Annotated in this window: 14 protein-coding genes and 1 pseudogene; 4 read left to right on the forward strand and 11 right to left on the reverse strand. The window is 71.0% G+C overall.

The features are described 5' to 3' along the window. Positions 1–26 precede the first annotated feature (26 nt). From OHT52_RS13370 to OHT52_RS13380, 3 genes and pseudogenes are all read right to left on the reverse strand, one after another. Entirely contained in the window at positions 27–1,625 is a 1,599-nt protein-coding gene (locus OHT52_RS13370; RefSeq protein WP_328720374.1) for a polyamine aminopropyltransferase, read from the reverse strand. A gap of 330 nt (positions 1,626–1,955) precedes the next feature. Further along, a pseudogene (locus OHT52_RS13375) lies at positions 1,956–2,465 on the reverse strand (DUF2617 family protein); the annotation flags it as partial. Positions 2,466–2,824: 359 nt separating this feature from the next. Further along, positions 2,825–3,169, reverse strand: a complete 345-nt coding sequence (locus OHT52_RS13380) for a hypothetical protein (RefSeq protein ID WP_328720375.1) — start codon at positions 3,167–3,169, stop codon at positions 2,825–2,827. Positions 3,170–3,441: 272 nt separating this feature from the next. Between OHT52_RS13380 and OHT52_RS13385 the strand changes: the two genes are divergently transcribed. Beyond that, the gene (locus OHT52_RS13385; protein WP_328720376.1) at positions 3,442–4,608 is read left to right on the forward strand and encodes a pyridoxal phosphate-dependent aminotransferase; all 1,167 of its coding nucleotides are present in this window, start codon (positions 3,442–3,444) and stop codon (positions 4,606–4,608) included. An 80-nt stretch (positions 4,609–4,688) separates the two neighbouring features. On the opposite strand, the gene OHT52_RS13390 is transcribed toward OHT52_RS13385, so the two are convergent. The 3 genes from OHT52_RS13390 to OHT52_RS13400 all read right to left on the reverse strand — a co-directional run bounded on the left by OHT52_RS13390 (position 4,689) and on the right by OHT52_RS13400 (position 6,595). Continuing rightward, a complete protein-coding gene (locus OHT52_RS13390; RefSeq protein ID WP_328720377.1) occupies positions 4,689–5,015 on the reverse strand; it encodes a hypothetical protein in 327 nt (108 codons plus the stop codon). Positions 5,016–5,035: 20 nt separating this feature from the next. Continuing rightward, positions 5,036–5,521 (reverse strand): prevent-host-death family protein, encoded by a 486-nt coding sequence (locus tag OHT52_RS13395; protein ID WP_328720378.1) that lies wholly within the window; start codon positions 5,519–5,521, stop codon positions 5,036–5,038. Between the two features lie 525 nt (positions 5,522–6,046). After that, the gene (locus OHT52_RS13400; RefSeq protein ID WP_328720379.1) at positions 6,047–6,595 is read right to left on the reverse strand and encodes a YbjN domain-containing protein; all 549 of its coding nucleotides are present in this window, start codon (positions 6,593–6,595) and stop codon (positions 6,047–6,049) included. A 201-nt stretch (positions 6,596–6,796) separates the two neighbouring features. Here OHT52_RS13400 and OHT52_RS13405 point away from each other — a divergent pair, with 201 nt between their 5' ends. Continuing rightward, positions 6,797–7,312 carry a hypothetical protein gene (locus tag OHT52_RS13405; RefSeq protein WP_328720380.1) on the forward strand — a complete coding sequence of 172 codons (516 nt, stop codon included), beginning with the start codon at positions 6,797–6,799 and terminating at the stop codon, positions 7,310–7,312. Positions 7,313–7,397: 85 nt separating this feature from the next. On the opposite strand, the gene clpB is transcribed toward OHT52_RS13405, so the two are convergent. After that, a complete protein-coding gene (gene clpB, locus OHT52_RS13410) occupies positions 7,398–10,004 on the reverse strand; it encodes an ATP-dependent chaperone ClpB (protein ID WP_328723722.1) in 2,607 nt (868 codons plus the stop codon). A gap of 173 nt (positions 10,005–10,177) precedes the next feature. On the opposite strand from clpB, the gene OHT52_RS13415 reads away from it, so the two are divergent. Further along, the gene (locus OHT52_RS13415; RefSeq protein WP_328720381.1) at positions 10,178–10,582 is read left to right on the forward strand and encodes a pyridoxamine 5'-phosphate oxidase family protein; all 405 of its coding nucleotides are present in this window, start codon (positions 10,178–10,180) and stop codon (positions 10,580–10,582) included. A 162-nt stretch (positions 10,583–10,744) separates the two neighbouring features. Here OHT52_RS13415 and OHT52_RS13420 read toward each other — a convergent pair whose 3' ends face one another. Then, the gene (locus tag OHT52_RS13420; protein ID WP_266707018.1) at positions 10,745–11,065 is read right to left on the reverse strand and encodes a (2Fe-2S)-binding protein; all 321 of its coding nucleotides are present in this window, start codon (positions 11,063–11,065) and stop codon (positions 10,745–10,747) included. Then, entirely contained in the window at positions 11,062–11,505 is a 444-nt protein-coding gene (locus OHT52_RS13425) for a hypothetical protein (RefSeq protein WP_328720382.1), read from the reverse strand. Before OHT52_RS13425 ends, OHT52_RS13420 begins: the two co-directional genes overlap by 4 nt. 98 nt (positions 11,506–11,603) lie before the next feature. Here OHT52_RS13425 and OHT52_RS13430 point away from each other — a divergent pair, with 98 nt between their 5' ends. Beyond that, positions 11,604–12,584: a helix-turn-helix transcriptional regulator gene (locus tag OHT52_RS13430; protein ID WP_328720383.1), complete on the forward strand. Its 981-nt coding sequence runs from the start codon at positions 11,604–11,606 to the stop codon at positions 12,582–12,584. A gap of 156 nt (positions 12,585–12,740) precedes the next feature. On the opposite strand, the gene OHT52_RS13435 is transcribed toward OHT52_RS13430, so the two are convergent. Next, positions 12,741–13,187, reverse strand: coding sequence for a heat shock protein transcriptional repressor HspR (locus OHT52_RS13435; protein WP_328720384.1), 447 nt, complete (start codon positions 13,185–13,187; stop codon positions 12,741–12,743). A gap of 1 nt (position 13,188) precedes the next feature. Continuing rightward, positions 13,189–14,382, reverse strand: a complete 1,194-nt coding sequence (gene dnaJ, locus OHT52_RS13440) for a molecular chaperone DnaJ (protein ID WP_328720385.1) — start codon at positions 14,380–14,382, stop codon at positions 13,189–13,191. Positions 14,383–14,433: the final 51 nt, after the last annotated feature.

Below are 14,433 nucleotides of genomic sequence, written 5' to 3' on the forward strand. Positions count from 1 at the left end.
AGCCTACTCACGCTCCGGCCCTCGCGTCAGGTCTCCGACGCGTAGCGCGGATGCAGCAGCGTGGACGGCGGCCGGTCCGGCACCCGGATCCCCTCCGCGGCCCGTCCGGCGGCCGCGAGCCTCTCCGCGTCGAGCGACCGCAGGGCGGGGGTCCCGGGGCCGAGCCCCAGCACGGGCGCCGCCCCGCCCGGAGCCGCCAGCACGAAGCCCCAGTCCTCCGCGGCGTCCGTGTGGCCCGGCACCCGGTCCGGGCTCGCGAACCCGGACCGCCGCCCGAGAACCCGGTACGGGCGGGTGGCCATGCCACCGGCGCGTACGGACGCGTCCACCGTCCAGTAGCTGTGCGGGCGCTTCCCCGGCGGCCCCGCGTGCACCACGAACCGGCCGCCGGGGGCGACCACCCGCCGGACCAGGCCGTAGAACTCGGCCGAGTAGAGCTTGGTGCTCGCCGTGATGCCCGGGTCCGGCAGATCGGATATGACCACGTCGTAGCGCTCGTGGGCGGTCCTCAGCCAGCTGAACGCGTCCGCCGTGACCGCCGTCAGCCGCGGGTCCTCGTAGGCGCGGCCGTTGAGAGCGGAGAGCGCGGGGTCGGTGCGGGCCAGGCGGGTGACCCCCGGGTCCAGCTCGACCACCGTCACCCCGGTCACGTCGGGGTAGCGCAGCGCCTCGCGGGCGGCCAGCCCGTCACCGCCGCCGAGGACGAGCACCCGGGCGTGCGGCCCCTTCATCGCGGGGTGCACGAGGGCCTCGTGGTACCGGAACTCGTCGCGCGCCCTGACCCGCAGCCGGCCGTCGAGGTAGAGGTCGAGGGAGTCGCGCCCCGCGCCGGTGAGGACGACCTCCTGCACCCCGGTCCGCACCGCGACCCGCACCTCGTTCCCGTACACCGCCCGGCGCGCGGCCCTCTCGAAGTCGTCCACCAGCAGGGTGGCGGTGGCCAGGAGGGCCATCGCGCAGAGCCCGGCGAGGACGAGGAGCCAGCGGGACCGTGCGGTGAGGTCGCGGCGGAAGAGCCAGAGGATCAGGGCCCCGCCCGCCGCCGCGTTGACCGCGCCGGTGAACAGCGCGCCGGTCAGCTGCCCCAGCATCGGCAGCAGCAGGAAGGGGAAGGCCAGTCCGCCCACCAGAGCACCCACGTAGTCCGCCGCGAACAGGTCGGCGACGGTCCCGCCCGCGTCCTGCCGGTCGACCCGCTGGATCAGCGTCATCAGCAGCGGGATCTCCGCCCCGATCAGGACGCCGATCGCCACCGAGAACCCGACCAGCGCGACGCGTGACTCCCCGAGCCAGGCGAAGGAGGCGTACAGCACCAGCGCGGAGAACCCGCCGACCAGCGCGAGCGCCACCTCGATGAGGGCGAATCCCACGGCGGCGTGACAGCGCAAACGTTTCGCGAGGAGCGAGCCGATCCCCATCGCGAAGACCATCACGGAGAGCACCACCGACGCCTGCGTCACGGAGTCGCCGATCAAGTACGAGGCCATGGCGACCAGTTCGAGTTCGTACACCAGGCCGCAGGCGGCGCAGACGAACACGGAGGCCAGCACGAGGAAGCGGCCGGTCCGCGGGTGTACGGGGAGGGGCGCCGCACCCCGGACAAGGGGCACCTGCTGGTCGATCATGCCCAAAACGCTACGTCACGATTCCTTCGCACCTTGTCACCCGCAAGGGTGCACATGAGGCTCCGGAGCGAGCGCCCGGCGCGCGCCGAAAGCCCACCGGCGTGCACCAACGCCCCGCACGCCGCACGCTTTTCGGTCATCTCAGAGCGACAGGACGGGCACACCGGACGCGGCGGAGACGGCCGGGGCGACGGACGCGGAGGCACCGGCCGCCGCGACGGTGGAAGCGACCGGAAAGACCGCCGTCCTGCCGCGCGTCGGCTGCGCCATCAGCGCCGGGACACCGGGCACTCCCGCCACCGCCCCGGGACGCACCGCGCCCCCGGGCAGCGCCGGAATCCGCACCCCGAACCGGGTCCTCGTGACGACCAACTGCCCTTCCTGCGGGTACGCGTGCCAGGTACGCCACCGCACCTGCCCCTCGGAGCGCTGTGCCAGCATCGCGGTGAAGGCGTACGGGCTGCCCGGAAAAGTGCCCGCCAGACCGTGCGGGTGCTCGGCCACCAGGGCGAGCAGTTCCTGTGCCCGCGCCGCGAACTGCACCTCGCCCAGCGTCTCCACGCGTGCGGCGAACTCGTACTCCCGGTCGCCGAGTTGCTCGGCCACCCCCAGGGGCAGCGGGGTGCGGCTGCCCGGGAGACAGGCCACGGTCTCCGAACAGGTGCCGCCGCCCTCCTCCAGCAGGACCTGATGCGAGGCGCCGAGCAGCCTCAACTGCATGGTGGCGCCGCCTAGCTGGAGATCCAGCACGGCGAGGGCGGGCAGCGGCTCCCTGCCGAGCGCCCACGCCAGATCGGCAGCGCGGGTGTCGGAATAGGCCGTCTGAAGGGACGTGAGCATGGGTCGGCTCCGCAAACGCAGGGACACATGAGCAGGGGGCGCCACCGGAGGACTGACGTGGAGGAGGTGGGAAGCGCCCGATCCGGCCCAACTGGGGTCCGTGGGCTGAAATGTTCTGTCAAACGAGGGAATCACGAACTACGCCGTACTCACCGCGTTTTTGACCAACTTGACGTGGTTTCCATCCCCTGGGGGGCAATACAGCTCAACTGTTCAACCAGAACGCCCCCGCGCGCCTCCCGACCCACCCGGCCGCATCGAAGATCCACAACAGGGCGGGTCCCGGCCGGAGTTGATCAACTCCGGCCGGGACCCGCCCTTCCCCTCCACCCGGACTCACCGGGCGGGTCGCACACGCGTCAGTCGCCGCCGCCGCCGCAACCGCCGCCGCCGCACGAGTGGCCGCCGCCGCACGAGTGGCCGCCGGAGTGCCCGCCCGAGTGCCCGGAGTGGCCGCTGTCGGACGAACCGCCGGAGTCACCCGCCCACCAGCTGCTGTCCCCCGACGACTGCCTGCCCGACGACGAGCGACGCGTCTTCCGCGTACTCACCGAGTACCCGCGCGGTCCGCCCCGCGCCGCGACACCGCCGGCCCGTCCGCCGCGCGCGGAGGACACCGGCCGGGTCCTCCCCGACCACCGCACGGCCGTCACGACGACCCCCGCCACCGCCAGCACGATCAGCCCCACCAGGACGTACGTCACGCCCTCACATCCTTTCGTCCCCCGAGCGGCCCCCGCCGCCCACCGGACCTGTCCGGTTGCCCACTGGATGCCCCGGCCGCATCCACGCCAAAGCGGACTTGAGCAACTCCAGAGCTTGCCGGCAGGCTCTTCGCCGCCCCGTACGCTCCTCCCGTCGCCCCGGTCCGGAGGCGTCCGCGGGAACCGACCGCGCAGCCGCCGGCGCGGGGCGGCCGATGGGCCAGGATGGGCCCCAGAGGCTCGACGGACACCCGAGTGAGAACGGTGGAGACATGAACACCAGGCCGCTGCTGAACCGCAGGCTGGACGGGCACGGGACGACGATCTTCGCGGAGATGTCGGCCCTCGCGCTCACGACCGGCGCCATCAACCTGGGGCAAGGCTTCCCCGACACCGACGGCCCCGAGGAGATCCGCGAGGCCGCCGTCCGGGCGTTGCGTGAAGGCAAGGGCAACCAGTACCCGCCCGGTCCCGGCGTCCCCGAACTGCGTACCGCCGTCGCCGGCCACCAGCAGCGCTTCTACGGCCTCGACTTCGACCCCGACACCGAAGTCCTGGTCACCGCGGGCGCCACCGAGGCCATCGCCGCGAGCATGCTGGCCCTCCTGGAGCCGGGCGACGAGGTCATCGCCTTCGAGCCCTTCTACGACTCGTACGCCGCCTGCATCGCCATGGCCGGCGGTGTCCGCGTCCCGCTCACCCTGCGGGCCCCGGACTTCCGGCCCGATCTGGACGCGCTCCGGGACGCCGTCACCCCGCGCACCCGGCTGCTGCTCCTGAACAGCCCGCACAACCCGACGGGCATGGTCCTCACCCCCGGGGAACTGGCCGCCATCGCCGAACTCGCCGTCGAGCACGACCTCCTGGTCGTCACCGACGAGGTCTACGAGCACCTCGCGTTCGACGGGGACCACGTCCCCCTCATCTCCCTGCCCGGGATGCGCGACCGTACGGTCTCCATCTCCTCGGCCGGCAAGACCTTCTCGTACACCGGCTGGAAGATCGGCTGGGTCACCGGCTCCGCCGCCCTCGTCACCGCCGTCCGCACCGCGAAGCAGTACCTCACCTTCGTCAGCGGCGGCCCCCTCCAGTACGCCGTCGCCGAGGCCCTGGCGCTTGGCGACGCCTTCTACACCGGCTTCCGGGAGGACCTGCGCGCCAAGCGCGACCTCCTCGCCGACGGCCTCACCGCGGCCGGCTTCGAGGTCTACCGCCCCCAGGGCACCTACTTCGTCACCACCGACGTGGCCTCCCTGGGCGAGAAGGACGGCATCGCGTTCTGCCGCTCCCTCCCGGAACGCGCGGGGGTCGTCGCCGTCCCCAACGCCGTCTTCTACGACGACCGGGAAGCCGGCCGCACCCAGGTCCGTTTCGCGTTCTGCAAGCGGGAGGGTGTGCTGGAAGAGGCGGTTGCCCGCCTCAAGCGATTGGCGGTCTGACAGAGGGCGCGAAGAGAGCGCCGCCGGTTCGCTCCGGGGGGCGGGACCTGCTCAAGCCCCGCTCCCGAAGCGACCACAGTTCACTCGGTGTCTTTCGGATGCCGCGGAGAGGCGTACACGAGGATCACGGTGGAAGTCTCCACGCTGACCAGGTAGCGCACTCGACCACCGCTGGTGACCTCGTACTCCCACTGGTCCAGGTCGGAGCCCTTCCACACTTTGGTGGCGTGCCTGCCGCGCAACTGATGCTGGCGATTCCAGTTGGACCGGGTCAGAGGGTCGCTCCGGAGAGCGTCCAGGCAGCGATGCGCGCTCGGCAGGGCCACGCGACACAGTTCCTCCCAGCCCGTCACCGCCTCTGTGGTCCCGAAGACGACGTTCCACCCGTTGAGGGGCGGAACGCTCACTCGGTCTCCTTTCTTCGGGCTCACCCACGCACCTCGACCTGGCCGAGGTCATCACCATCGAGCGCACGCAGCGATTCCCTGAGCTGCTCGGGATCGGCATTGATGCGTGCCGTGGCTCGCCAGGAGACGATCGCGCGGTGCACGGTCTCCCCCGCCCCCAGTTCGGCGGCGTCCGACAACGCTTCAATCAGCTCGACGGTGAAAGCCCGAATCTCTTCCGCGTCCAGGTGCCGTGCCCACGGAAACACTTCGGGCAGTGCGAGGAGGAGCGCCCTGGCGCCGTCGTCCTGCTTCATCAGCGCGAGGAAGAGCCGCGAGGCGGTGGTCAGGTTCTCCTCCGCACCCTCCGCGCGTACAGCCGTGGTCAGCACCATGTCCGGCGCGTCCCGATGGGTGACCCGAAGCCGTCCCAGGGCAGCGGCTCTGGCGGCAACGCCCTTGGGATTGCGGGAGAGATCGGTGAAGGAAACGGATTCCGTTTCTGCGTCCAGACGCACGGTAGACATAATCAGAGCTTACTCAGATCACGATCTGATTTCAAGAGACCGTCCGGCCTTCGATGCGCATGCCTTCGCCTTCTGCAAGCGGAAGGGTGTGCTGGAAGGGGCGGTCGCAAGGCTGGCCGGGTTGCGGAACCGCTGATCCGGCGCCCGGAGCGCGGTGGCCGCCACCCGCCGCTCGAAGCATCGGGGCCGTCCGCCGCCCGGGGCGGCCGGGCGGCAGACGGGGCGTGCGTCAGGAAGCGCGCAGGAACGCCGAGTGCGACGCCTTGCCGAGGAAGGTGACGCGGGTGGTGCCCGTGAGGTGCTTGTTCAGCGCTTCCTCGATGCCCGGCGGAATCACGTGGTCCTGATGCCCGGTGGTCGACGGATCGCCGCCCCGGGGCCGTGACCGCCGTGAAGGTGCCCTTACACGCCCGAAAACGCCGACGGCCGGGGCGGCGGTCGTGGTGATCGCCGCCCCGGCCGGGCGTCGTGCGTGACGCGCGCGGGCGTCGTGCGGGTGCGTCCCGCGAACGGAGACGAAGGCGGTCAGCCTTCGGGCGTCTCGTCGGCCCCTTCGGACTTCTCCTCGGCCGGCGCGAGGCCGAGGCGCTCGACGAGCCACTTGTCGAACTCGATGGAGGCGCGGACCCAGCTCACCGTGGAGGAGACGAAGTGCTCCAGGGCGACGCCGGTACCGATGAGCATCTGCGCCTCACCGATCAGGCGGACCGAACCGGCCTCGCCCTCCTCGCCCTCGTGGGAGTGCGTGTAGACCTTCGGCCACAGGGTGCGGCGGTTCCAGTCGTCGATCGCGTCCAGCAGGACGGCGCGCTGGTCCAGGTCGTGCGGGCGGTCGTAGAACGTCCGCACCGAGAAGACCTGCTGGTCCGCCTCGCCACGGAACATGAAGTACGTGCGGAACTCTTCCCACGGCGCCGCGAGGTCGCCCTCGTCGTCGACGACGAACTTGAGCTCCATCTGCTCCAGGAGCTGCTTGACGAGGTCCTGGTCAGGGACGACGGGGCCCTCCGGTCCTGCCGCCTGCGGTTCGGGCTGGCCCCCGAAATTAGGAATCGAGGACGGATCGATGCTCACCGTAATTTCCCTTCGTGCGGTTGTACGCCATCCTCTCCCATGGCGGGCGGGGAATGGCAACCCCCGGCGGGGGCGATCCGCTGCCGGCGGAAAGGACCGGTCCGCCGTCGGCGGACCGGGAACCTCCGGGAGCCGGACCGCGTCTTCCGCGGCCGGAGCCCTTCACCGGTCCTGCGCGGCCGGTTCGGACAGGAGTACGCCGTGGACGACCGTATACAGCCGCCCGGAGCAGCGCGGGAGTCGGTACGGGGGAGCCGGCGGGCGCACCCGTGGTTCTGGGCCGTGCTGCTCGGCATCGCGGTGGTCCCGGCCACGATGGCGATCCTCCTCGTCGGCCAGGCCGTGTTCTCCGCGGTGACCGGCGGGGAACTCGGGAAGCCCGCCGTCACCTGCGACGAGGCGGTGCGGTTCCTCGGCACCCCGCTGCCCGAGGCCGCGCACGACCGGAAGTGCCTGGAGGAGAACAGCTGGCTGGACGCGGGGTACGACATCCGCTTCCGGATCACCCGGACGGCACTGGACGACTGGCTGGCCACGGCGTTCCCCGCAATCGCGGACCCCTGGTACGCCACGGACCTCTGCGACGACGGTGTCGACGCCTGCGGCAATCTTCAGTTCGGCGACCAGCCGCACGGCCGGGCCCTGGCCGCCGACATGACGGCCGTGTACGAGGACGACGGCACCGTCCTCGTACACGTCCACCCCTTCGACGTCTGAAGCACGCTCGCGGTGTCCGGGCGGATCGGGCGGATCGGGCGGTGTCCGGCGGTCGCCGGACACCGCTGATTCCGGACCGGGACCGTCAGCCCGCCGCGCCCACGATCAGGCCGGCCTCGGAGCCGTCCCCGGGCACGTCCACCCGTACGGTGTCGCCGTCCGCGATCTCGCCCGCGAGGATCTCCCGGGCGAGCTGGTCGCCGATCGCCGTCTGGATGAGGCGGCGCAGCGGCCGGGCGCCGTAAGCCGGGTCGTTGCCCTTCTCGGCGAGCCAGGCCAGCGCGGCCGGGGTGACGTCGAGGGCGAGCTGCCGGTCGGCGAGCCGCTTGGCGAGGCGGCCGATCTGGAGCCCCGCGATGTGGGCGAGTTCGTCGCCGGTGAGTGCGGAGAAGACGACCAGGTCGTCCAGCCGGTTCAGGAACTCCGGCTTGAACGAGGCCCGTACGACCTCCAGCACCCGCTCCTTCTTGGCCTCGGGCTTGAGCAGCGGGTCGACCAGGAACTGACTGCCGAGGTTGGACGTCAGGATCAGGATGGTGTTGCGGAAGTCCACCGTCCGGCCCTGGCCGTCCGTGAGCCGGCCGTCGTCCAGCACCTGGAGCAGGATGTCGAAGACCTCCGGGTGGGCCTTCTCCACCTCGTCGAGCAGCACGACGCTGTACGGGCGGCGGCGGACCGCCTCCGTGAGCTGGCCGCCCTCCTCGTAACCGACGTACCCGGGCGGGGCACCGACGAGCCGCGCGACGCTGTGCTTCTCGCTGTACTCGCTCATGTCGACGCGGACCATGGCCCGTTCGTCGTCGAAGAGGAAGTCCGCGAGCGCCTTGGCCAGCTCGGTCTTGCCGACGCCGGTGGGGCCGAGGAAGAGGAAGGAGCCGGTCGGACGGTCCGGGTCGGCGATCCCGGCCCGGGTGCGGCGCACCGCGTCCGACACCGCGCGGACGGCCTCGCTCTGGCCGATCAGGCGCTTGCCGAGTTCGTCCTCCATCCGCAGCAGCTTCTGCGTCTCGCCCTCCAGCAGGCGGCCGGCCGGGATGCCCGTCCAGGCGCCGACCACGTCGGCGATGTCGTCGGAGCCGACCTCGTCCTTGACGAGGGTCTCCTTGGGCGCCTCGGCCGCCACCTGCTCGGCCTCGGTGGCCTCCTCCAACTCGCGCTCCAGGCCGGGGATCTCGCCGTACAGCAGCTTGGACGCGGTGTCGAAGTCGCCGTCGCGCTGGGCGCGTTCGGCCTGGCCGCGCAGGTCGTCGAGACGCTCCTTCAGCTCACCGACCCGGTTGAGGCCCTGCTTCTCCTTCTCCCAGCGGGCGTTGAGACCGCGCAGCTCCTCCTCCTTGTCCGCGAGGTCGCGGCGGAGCTTCTCCAGCCGCTGCCGGGAGGCGGGGTCGGTCTCGTTCTTCAGCGCGAGCTCCTCCATGTGGAGGCGGTCCACGGCGCGTTGCAGCTCGTCGATCTCGACGGGCGAGGAGTCGATCTCCATGCGCAGCCGGGAGGCGGCCTCGTCCACGAGGTCGATCGCCTTGTCCGGGAGGAAGCGGGAGGTGATGTAGCGGTCGGACAGGGTCGCGGCGGCCACCAGCGCGGCGTCCGCGATGGAGACCTTGTGGTGCGCCTCGTAACGCCCCTTGAGCCCGCGCAGGATCGCGATGGTGTCCTCGACGCTGGGCTCGGCGACCAGCACCTGCTGGAAGCGGCGCTCCAGGGCGGGGTCCTTCTCGATCCGCTCGCGGTACTCGTCGAGCGTGGTCGCGCCGACCATCCGCAGTTCACCGCGGGCCAGCATGGGCTTGAGCATGTTGCCCGCGTCCATGGCGGAGTCGCCTCCGGCGCCCGCGCCGACGACGGTGTGCAGCTCGTCGATGAAGGTGATGACCTTGCCGTCGCTCTCCTTGATCTCGGAGAGGACGGTCTTCAGCCGCTCCTCGAACTCGCCCCGGTACTTGGCGCCCGCGACCATCGCCCCGAGGTCGAGGGAGACGAGCCGCTTGTCGCGCAGCGACTCGGGCACGTCGCCCTTGACGATGCGCTGGGCGAGCCCTTCCACCACGGCGGTCTTGCCGACACCGGGTTCACCGATGAGGACCGGGTTGTTCTTCGTACGGCGCGACAGCACCTGTACGACGCGGCGGATCTCCTGATCCCGGCCGATGACCGGGTCGAGCTTGCCCTCGCGGGCCGCCGCCGTGAAGTCCGTACCGAACTTCTCCAGGGCCTTGTACTGACCCTCCGGGTCGGGTGTGGTCACCCGTCGCCCTCCCCTGCTCTTCTCGAACGCGGCCAGCAGCTTTTTCGCACCGGCCCCCTGCGCACCGAGGATCTCACCGACCCGGCCACCCTTCTCGGCGACCGCGATCAGCAGGTGCTCGGTCGAGACGTATTCGTCACCGAGGTCCTTGGCGCGCCGCGCGGCGTCGCTGACGACGGCGAGCAGCTCACGGTCGGGCTGCGGCGGCGCCACGGTGGAACCGGTGACGCGGGGCAGCGCGCCGAGCAGTCGCTCGGTCTCCGTGCGTACCGCGGCCTGGTCCGCCTCGACGGCGACCAGCAGATCGATGATGTTCTCGTTGTCTTCACCCGCGAGCAGCGCGAGCAGCAGGTGTGCGGGGGTCAGATCGGGGTGTCCGTCCTTCACGGCCCTGCTGGTGGCCGCGGTGAGGGCGTCCCTGCTCTTGTTCGTCAGCTCGGCGTCCACGTGCGCTGTCTCCTCCTCGACGATCGCGTCCTGCCCAGGCACGGCACCTGGTCCATGATTCGACCAACGTGCACAAAGTTGAGTCTATTCCACTCAAGGCTGAGTTTCGAGGATACCGGGCGCCACGAAGGCACCGGCGGAGGGCTCGCGGGGGCAGCTCCTACGCTTCGGCCATGGCCCACGACGTACGCGACCCCAGCCCCGAGTACCTCGCCTTCTGGCGCGAGTACCACCTCTGCACCCTGACCACCCTCCGACCGGACGGCACCCCGCACGTCGTCCCCGTCTGCGTGACGTACGACCCCGAGGCGGGTCTGGCCCGCGTCATCACCGACGGCGGCAGCCGGAAGGTCGCCCACGTCCGGGCGGCGGGACCCGAGGGGGCACGGGTCGCGGTCTGCCAGATGCACCGCGCCCGCTGGGCGACGCTGGAGGGGCGCGCGACGGTCCGTACGGAGCGGGAGGTCGTCGAGGACGCCGAACGCCGTCACACCGAGCGCTACGGGCGGGAGCCGAGGGCCAACCCGACGCGTGTCGTCATCGAGATCGCCCTGGACAGGGCCCTCGGCCGGGCCTGACGGCGGCGAAGGCCGACGCCGCTTCGGGACGGGGCCGGGCGCCGGCCCGGTCACCAGTCCGGGACGTGCCCGGCACAAGCACAGCGGCGCCACCGTGTCAGGTCACGGTGGCGCCGCTGTGTGGGGGACGCGCTTGAGCGATGTGGTGGTTCGGGGGATCGCTCAGGCGCTTCGGGGGGTGGCGGAAATGGTCTCGGGGTCGAACAGTTCGTGGTCGCGCTGGTCCAGATTGACGAAGATCATGCCGTACCTCACTTCGCAGCGCACGGGCTGTGGGGCGCCGCGCGGCCTGCGCAGACAGCGGTAGGCGCGGATCTCCTCGCCCTCCTCCATCACGACGACCACGGGCTCACCGAGCAAGGTGACCATCAACGAGTCACCCGGGCCCGGCAGAGCGGTGAGCAGGTCGACGAAGTGCCACCCCGAGCGATAGGCCGAAGCCATCTCGCGCCGGAAGATCCGGTCGTCCGGCGGGGTGGTCATGCGTCTGCGGAAGCCGGAAGCGCGTCCCAGCCGATGTCGCCCTGGACCTTGTTCAGTGAATCCCAGCCGATGTCGCCCTGGACCTTGTTCAGCGAGTCCCAGCCGATGTCACCGGTCGCCGACGCCTGCACGGCCCAACCGATGTCACGCTGGACCTTGTTCAACGAGTCCCAGCCGATGTCACCGGTCGCCGACGCCTGCACGGCCCAACCGATGTCACGCTGGACCTTGTTCAGCGAATCCCAGCCGATGTCACCGGGCGTCACCGAAGCTTCGCCGCTCCAGCCAATGTCCCCCGGGACAGCAGCCGCCTCACTGTCCCAGCCGATGTCGCCCGCGCCCACCAGCCCGAAACCCAAGGCTGCGACGAACGAGGCGGCAAGCACCGAGCGAAGCATTCGCTTATCCATAATCGGCTTCGTCCTCACTTGTGGATTCATCTCCCCCGCTCCTAAGACGATGTCTCACGCGACCCTGTGAACACCACAGACTCGATGCATCATGTTCTTGCATGTTCAGGAACCTGGGGGGTGGAGAAATGATCACAAGAGACACGAAAACGACACATCCTCATGGGATCACCGAACTGTGTGAGGACGGCAAACGTCTCTACTCGGGCGCGCTCCGCTCCGGACGGATCGCGCGCGACGAGGTCGAACCGGCTCCGTGCCTGATGGAGTTCGCCCTGCTGCACGCCGACCCCGACGACCCGGACTGGCTGCGCCCCGTGCCGCCCTCCACCGCGCTCGCACAGCATGTGAATCCCCTGGAGCGCGAGATACAGGAACGCAGGCGCCACTCGGTGCGGCTCGCCCAGTCCTTCGAGCCTTTCATGGACATCAGCGCGCAGGGACCGCCGGCCACCCACGCCATCACCGTGCTGGAGGGCGTGAACCGGATCAACGGCGCCCTCGACGTCGCCACCGCGGAGTGCCGCACCGAGGTCCTCACCATCCAGCCCGGCGGCGGAAGGAACGAGGACCGGCTCGGAAAGGCCCTGGAGCGCGGCCTCTCCGTCGTCCACCGAGGCATCCGCATGCGGACGTTGTACCAGCACACGGTCCGCTACAGCCCCAGCACCCTGGCCTACGCGGAACGCATCGCCGACGCGAACGTCGAGATCAGGACGTCCGAGGAACTCATCGAGCGACTCATCGTCTTCGACCGCTCGGTCGCCTTCATCCCGGCCCAGGACGACCGCCAAGTCGCCCTGGAACTCCGCCATCCGGGGCTGGTCGCGTACCTGGCGTCGGTCTTCGAGAAGTTCTGGACCCGCGCCACCCCGCTGCTGGAGGAGATCCGGTACGAGCCCACGCCGGACGGGATCAGCGCCGTCCAGCGTTCCATCGCCCACCTCCTCGTCGAGGGACACGTGGACGACTCGATCGCCCGTCGGCTCGGGATGAACGTCCGGACCTGCCGGGCGCACATCGCGAAGCTCGCCGCCACGCTCGGCAGCAGCAGCCGCGCCCAACTCGGCTTCCTGATAGCCCAGTCGGGAATCCTCAGCGAGGACTGACACCCGGCGCGCCACCGGCGGGGCGGGCCCCCGCCCGACGCACCAGGGGCGGGCCGTCCCGGAACGCGCCGCCGCACACGGAAAGGGCCCGTCCACCGGCATCACCGGTGACGGGCCCACGGGCGGGACGGGCGGCACGCGCCCGTCCCCCCGCTCTCAGTCCTTCGGCCGCTTCGGCCGCCAGACGACCAGCGCGCTGGTCTGCTGCACGTCCTGGTACGGCACGAGGTCGCGTCGGTACGAGGCGTGCACCTGGGCCTCGGCCTGCCGCATGGCGACCGCCGCCCCGTCCACCGCGGCGGAGAGCTCGACGACGCGCTGCTGGAGCGCGGCGACCTGGTTCTCCAGCTCGATGATGCGCTTGATGCCGGCCAGGTTGATGCCCTCGTCCTGGGACAACTGCTGCACATTGCGCAGCAGTTCGATGTCACGGGCCGAGTAACGCCGTCCACGGCCGGCCGTGCGGTCCGGGGAGACCAGACCGAGGCGGTCGTACTGACGGAGCGTCTGCGGGTGCAGACCCGAGAGCTGGGCCGCGATCGAAATCACGTACACCGGGGTCTCATCGGTCAGTTCGTACGGGTTACGTCGGCGGCCGTCCATCTCAAGCTCCCTTCGCGGCCTGGAACAGGTCGGCCCGCGGGTCCTGGGCCGCGGTCGCCTTGCGGTAGGCCTCCAGCGCTTCTCTGGCTTCGTCGCCCAGCTCCGTGGGCACCGCGACCTCCACGGTGACGAGGAGGTCGCCCCGGGTGCCGTCCTTGCGCACGGCGCCCTTTCCACGGGCGCGCATCGTACGCCCGTTCGGGGTACCTGCGGGGACCTTGAGGGTGACCGGAGGGCCACCGAGGGTGGGCACCTTCACCTCGCCGCCGAGTGCCGCCTCCGGGAAGGTGACGGGCACCGTGACGGTGAGGTTGTCGCCCTTGCGGCCGAAGACCGGGTGCGCGTCCACGTGGACGGCGACGTAGAGGTCGCCGGCCGGACCGCCGCGCTCGCCCTGGCCGCCCTTGCCGCGCAGCCGGATGCGCTGCCCGTCGGAGACGCCCGCCGGGATGCGGACCTGCATGGTGCGGGCGGACTTGGCGCGTCCGCTCCCCTTGCAGACCTCGCAGGGGTTCTCGGCGATCAGTCCGCGGCCCTTGCAGTCCACGCACGGGTCGGTGAGCGAGAACCCGCCACCGCTGCCGCGCGAGACCTGCCCCGTACCGACACAGGTCGGGCAGACCCGCGGGGTGCCGTTCTTGTCGCCGGTGCCGGAGCACGCCTTGCAGGGCGCCTGGCTGGACATCCGCAGCGGGACCGTGGCCCCGTCGACGGCCTCGGTGAAGCTGAGCGTCACCTCGGTCTCGATGTCCTGGCCCCGGCGCGGCTGGACGCGGGTACCGGCGCCGCCACCGCGGTTGAAGAGCCCGCCGAACACGTCGCCGAGGCCTCCCCCGCCGCCGAATCCGCCGGCGCCCTGGCCTCCGGGGCCGCCCTGGGTACCTCCGAAGAGGTCCCCCAGGTCGAAACCTCCGGGGAAACCGCCTCCGGCACCGGGACCGGGCCGGAACCCGCCGTTGCCGAAGAGGGCGCGCGCCTCGTCGTACTCCTTGCGCCGCTTGGCGTCCCCGAGGACGTCGTTCGCCTCGGAGATCTCCTTGAAGCGCTCCTCGGCCTTGGCGTCACCCTTGTTGGCGTCCGGGTGGAACTCGCGGGCGAGCTTCCGGTACGCCTTCTTGATCTCGGCGTCGGTGGCGTCCTTCGGGACGCCGAGGACCTTGTAGTAGTCCTTCTCGACGAAGTCCTTCGTGCTCATCGACGTCCCTCCTTCCGGACGATCGGCCGTCGGCCTCTCGCGCGGGACATG

The organism is Streptomyces sp. NBC_00247 (assembly GCF_036188265.1).
In the GTDB taxonomy this organism is placed as follows: Bacteria; Actinomycetota; Actinomycetes; order Streptomycetales; family Streptomycetaceae; genus Streptomyces.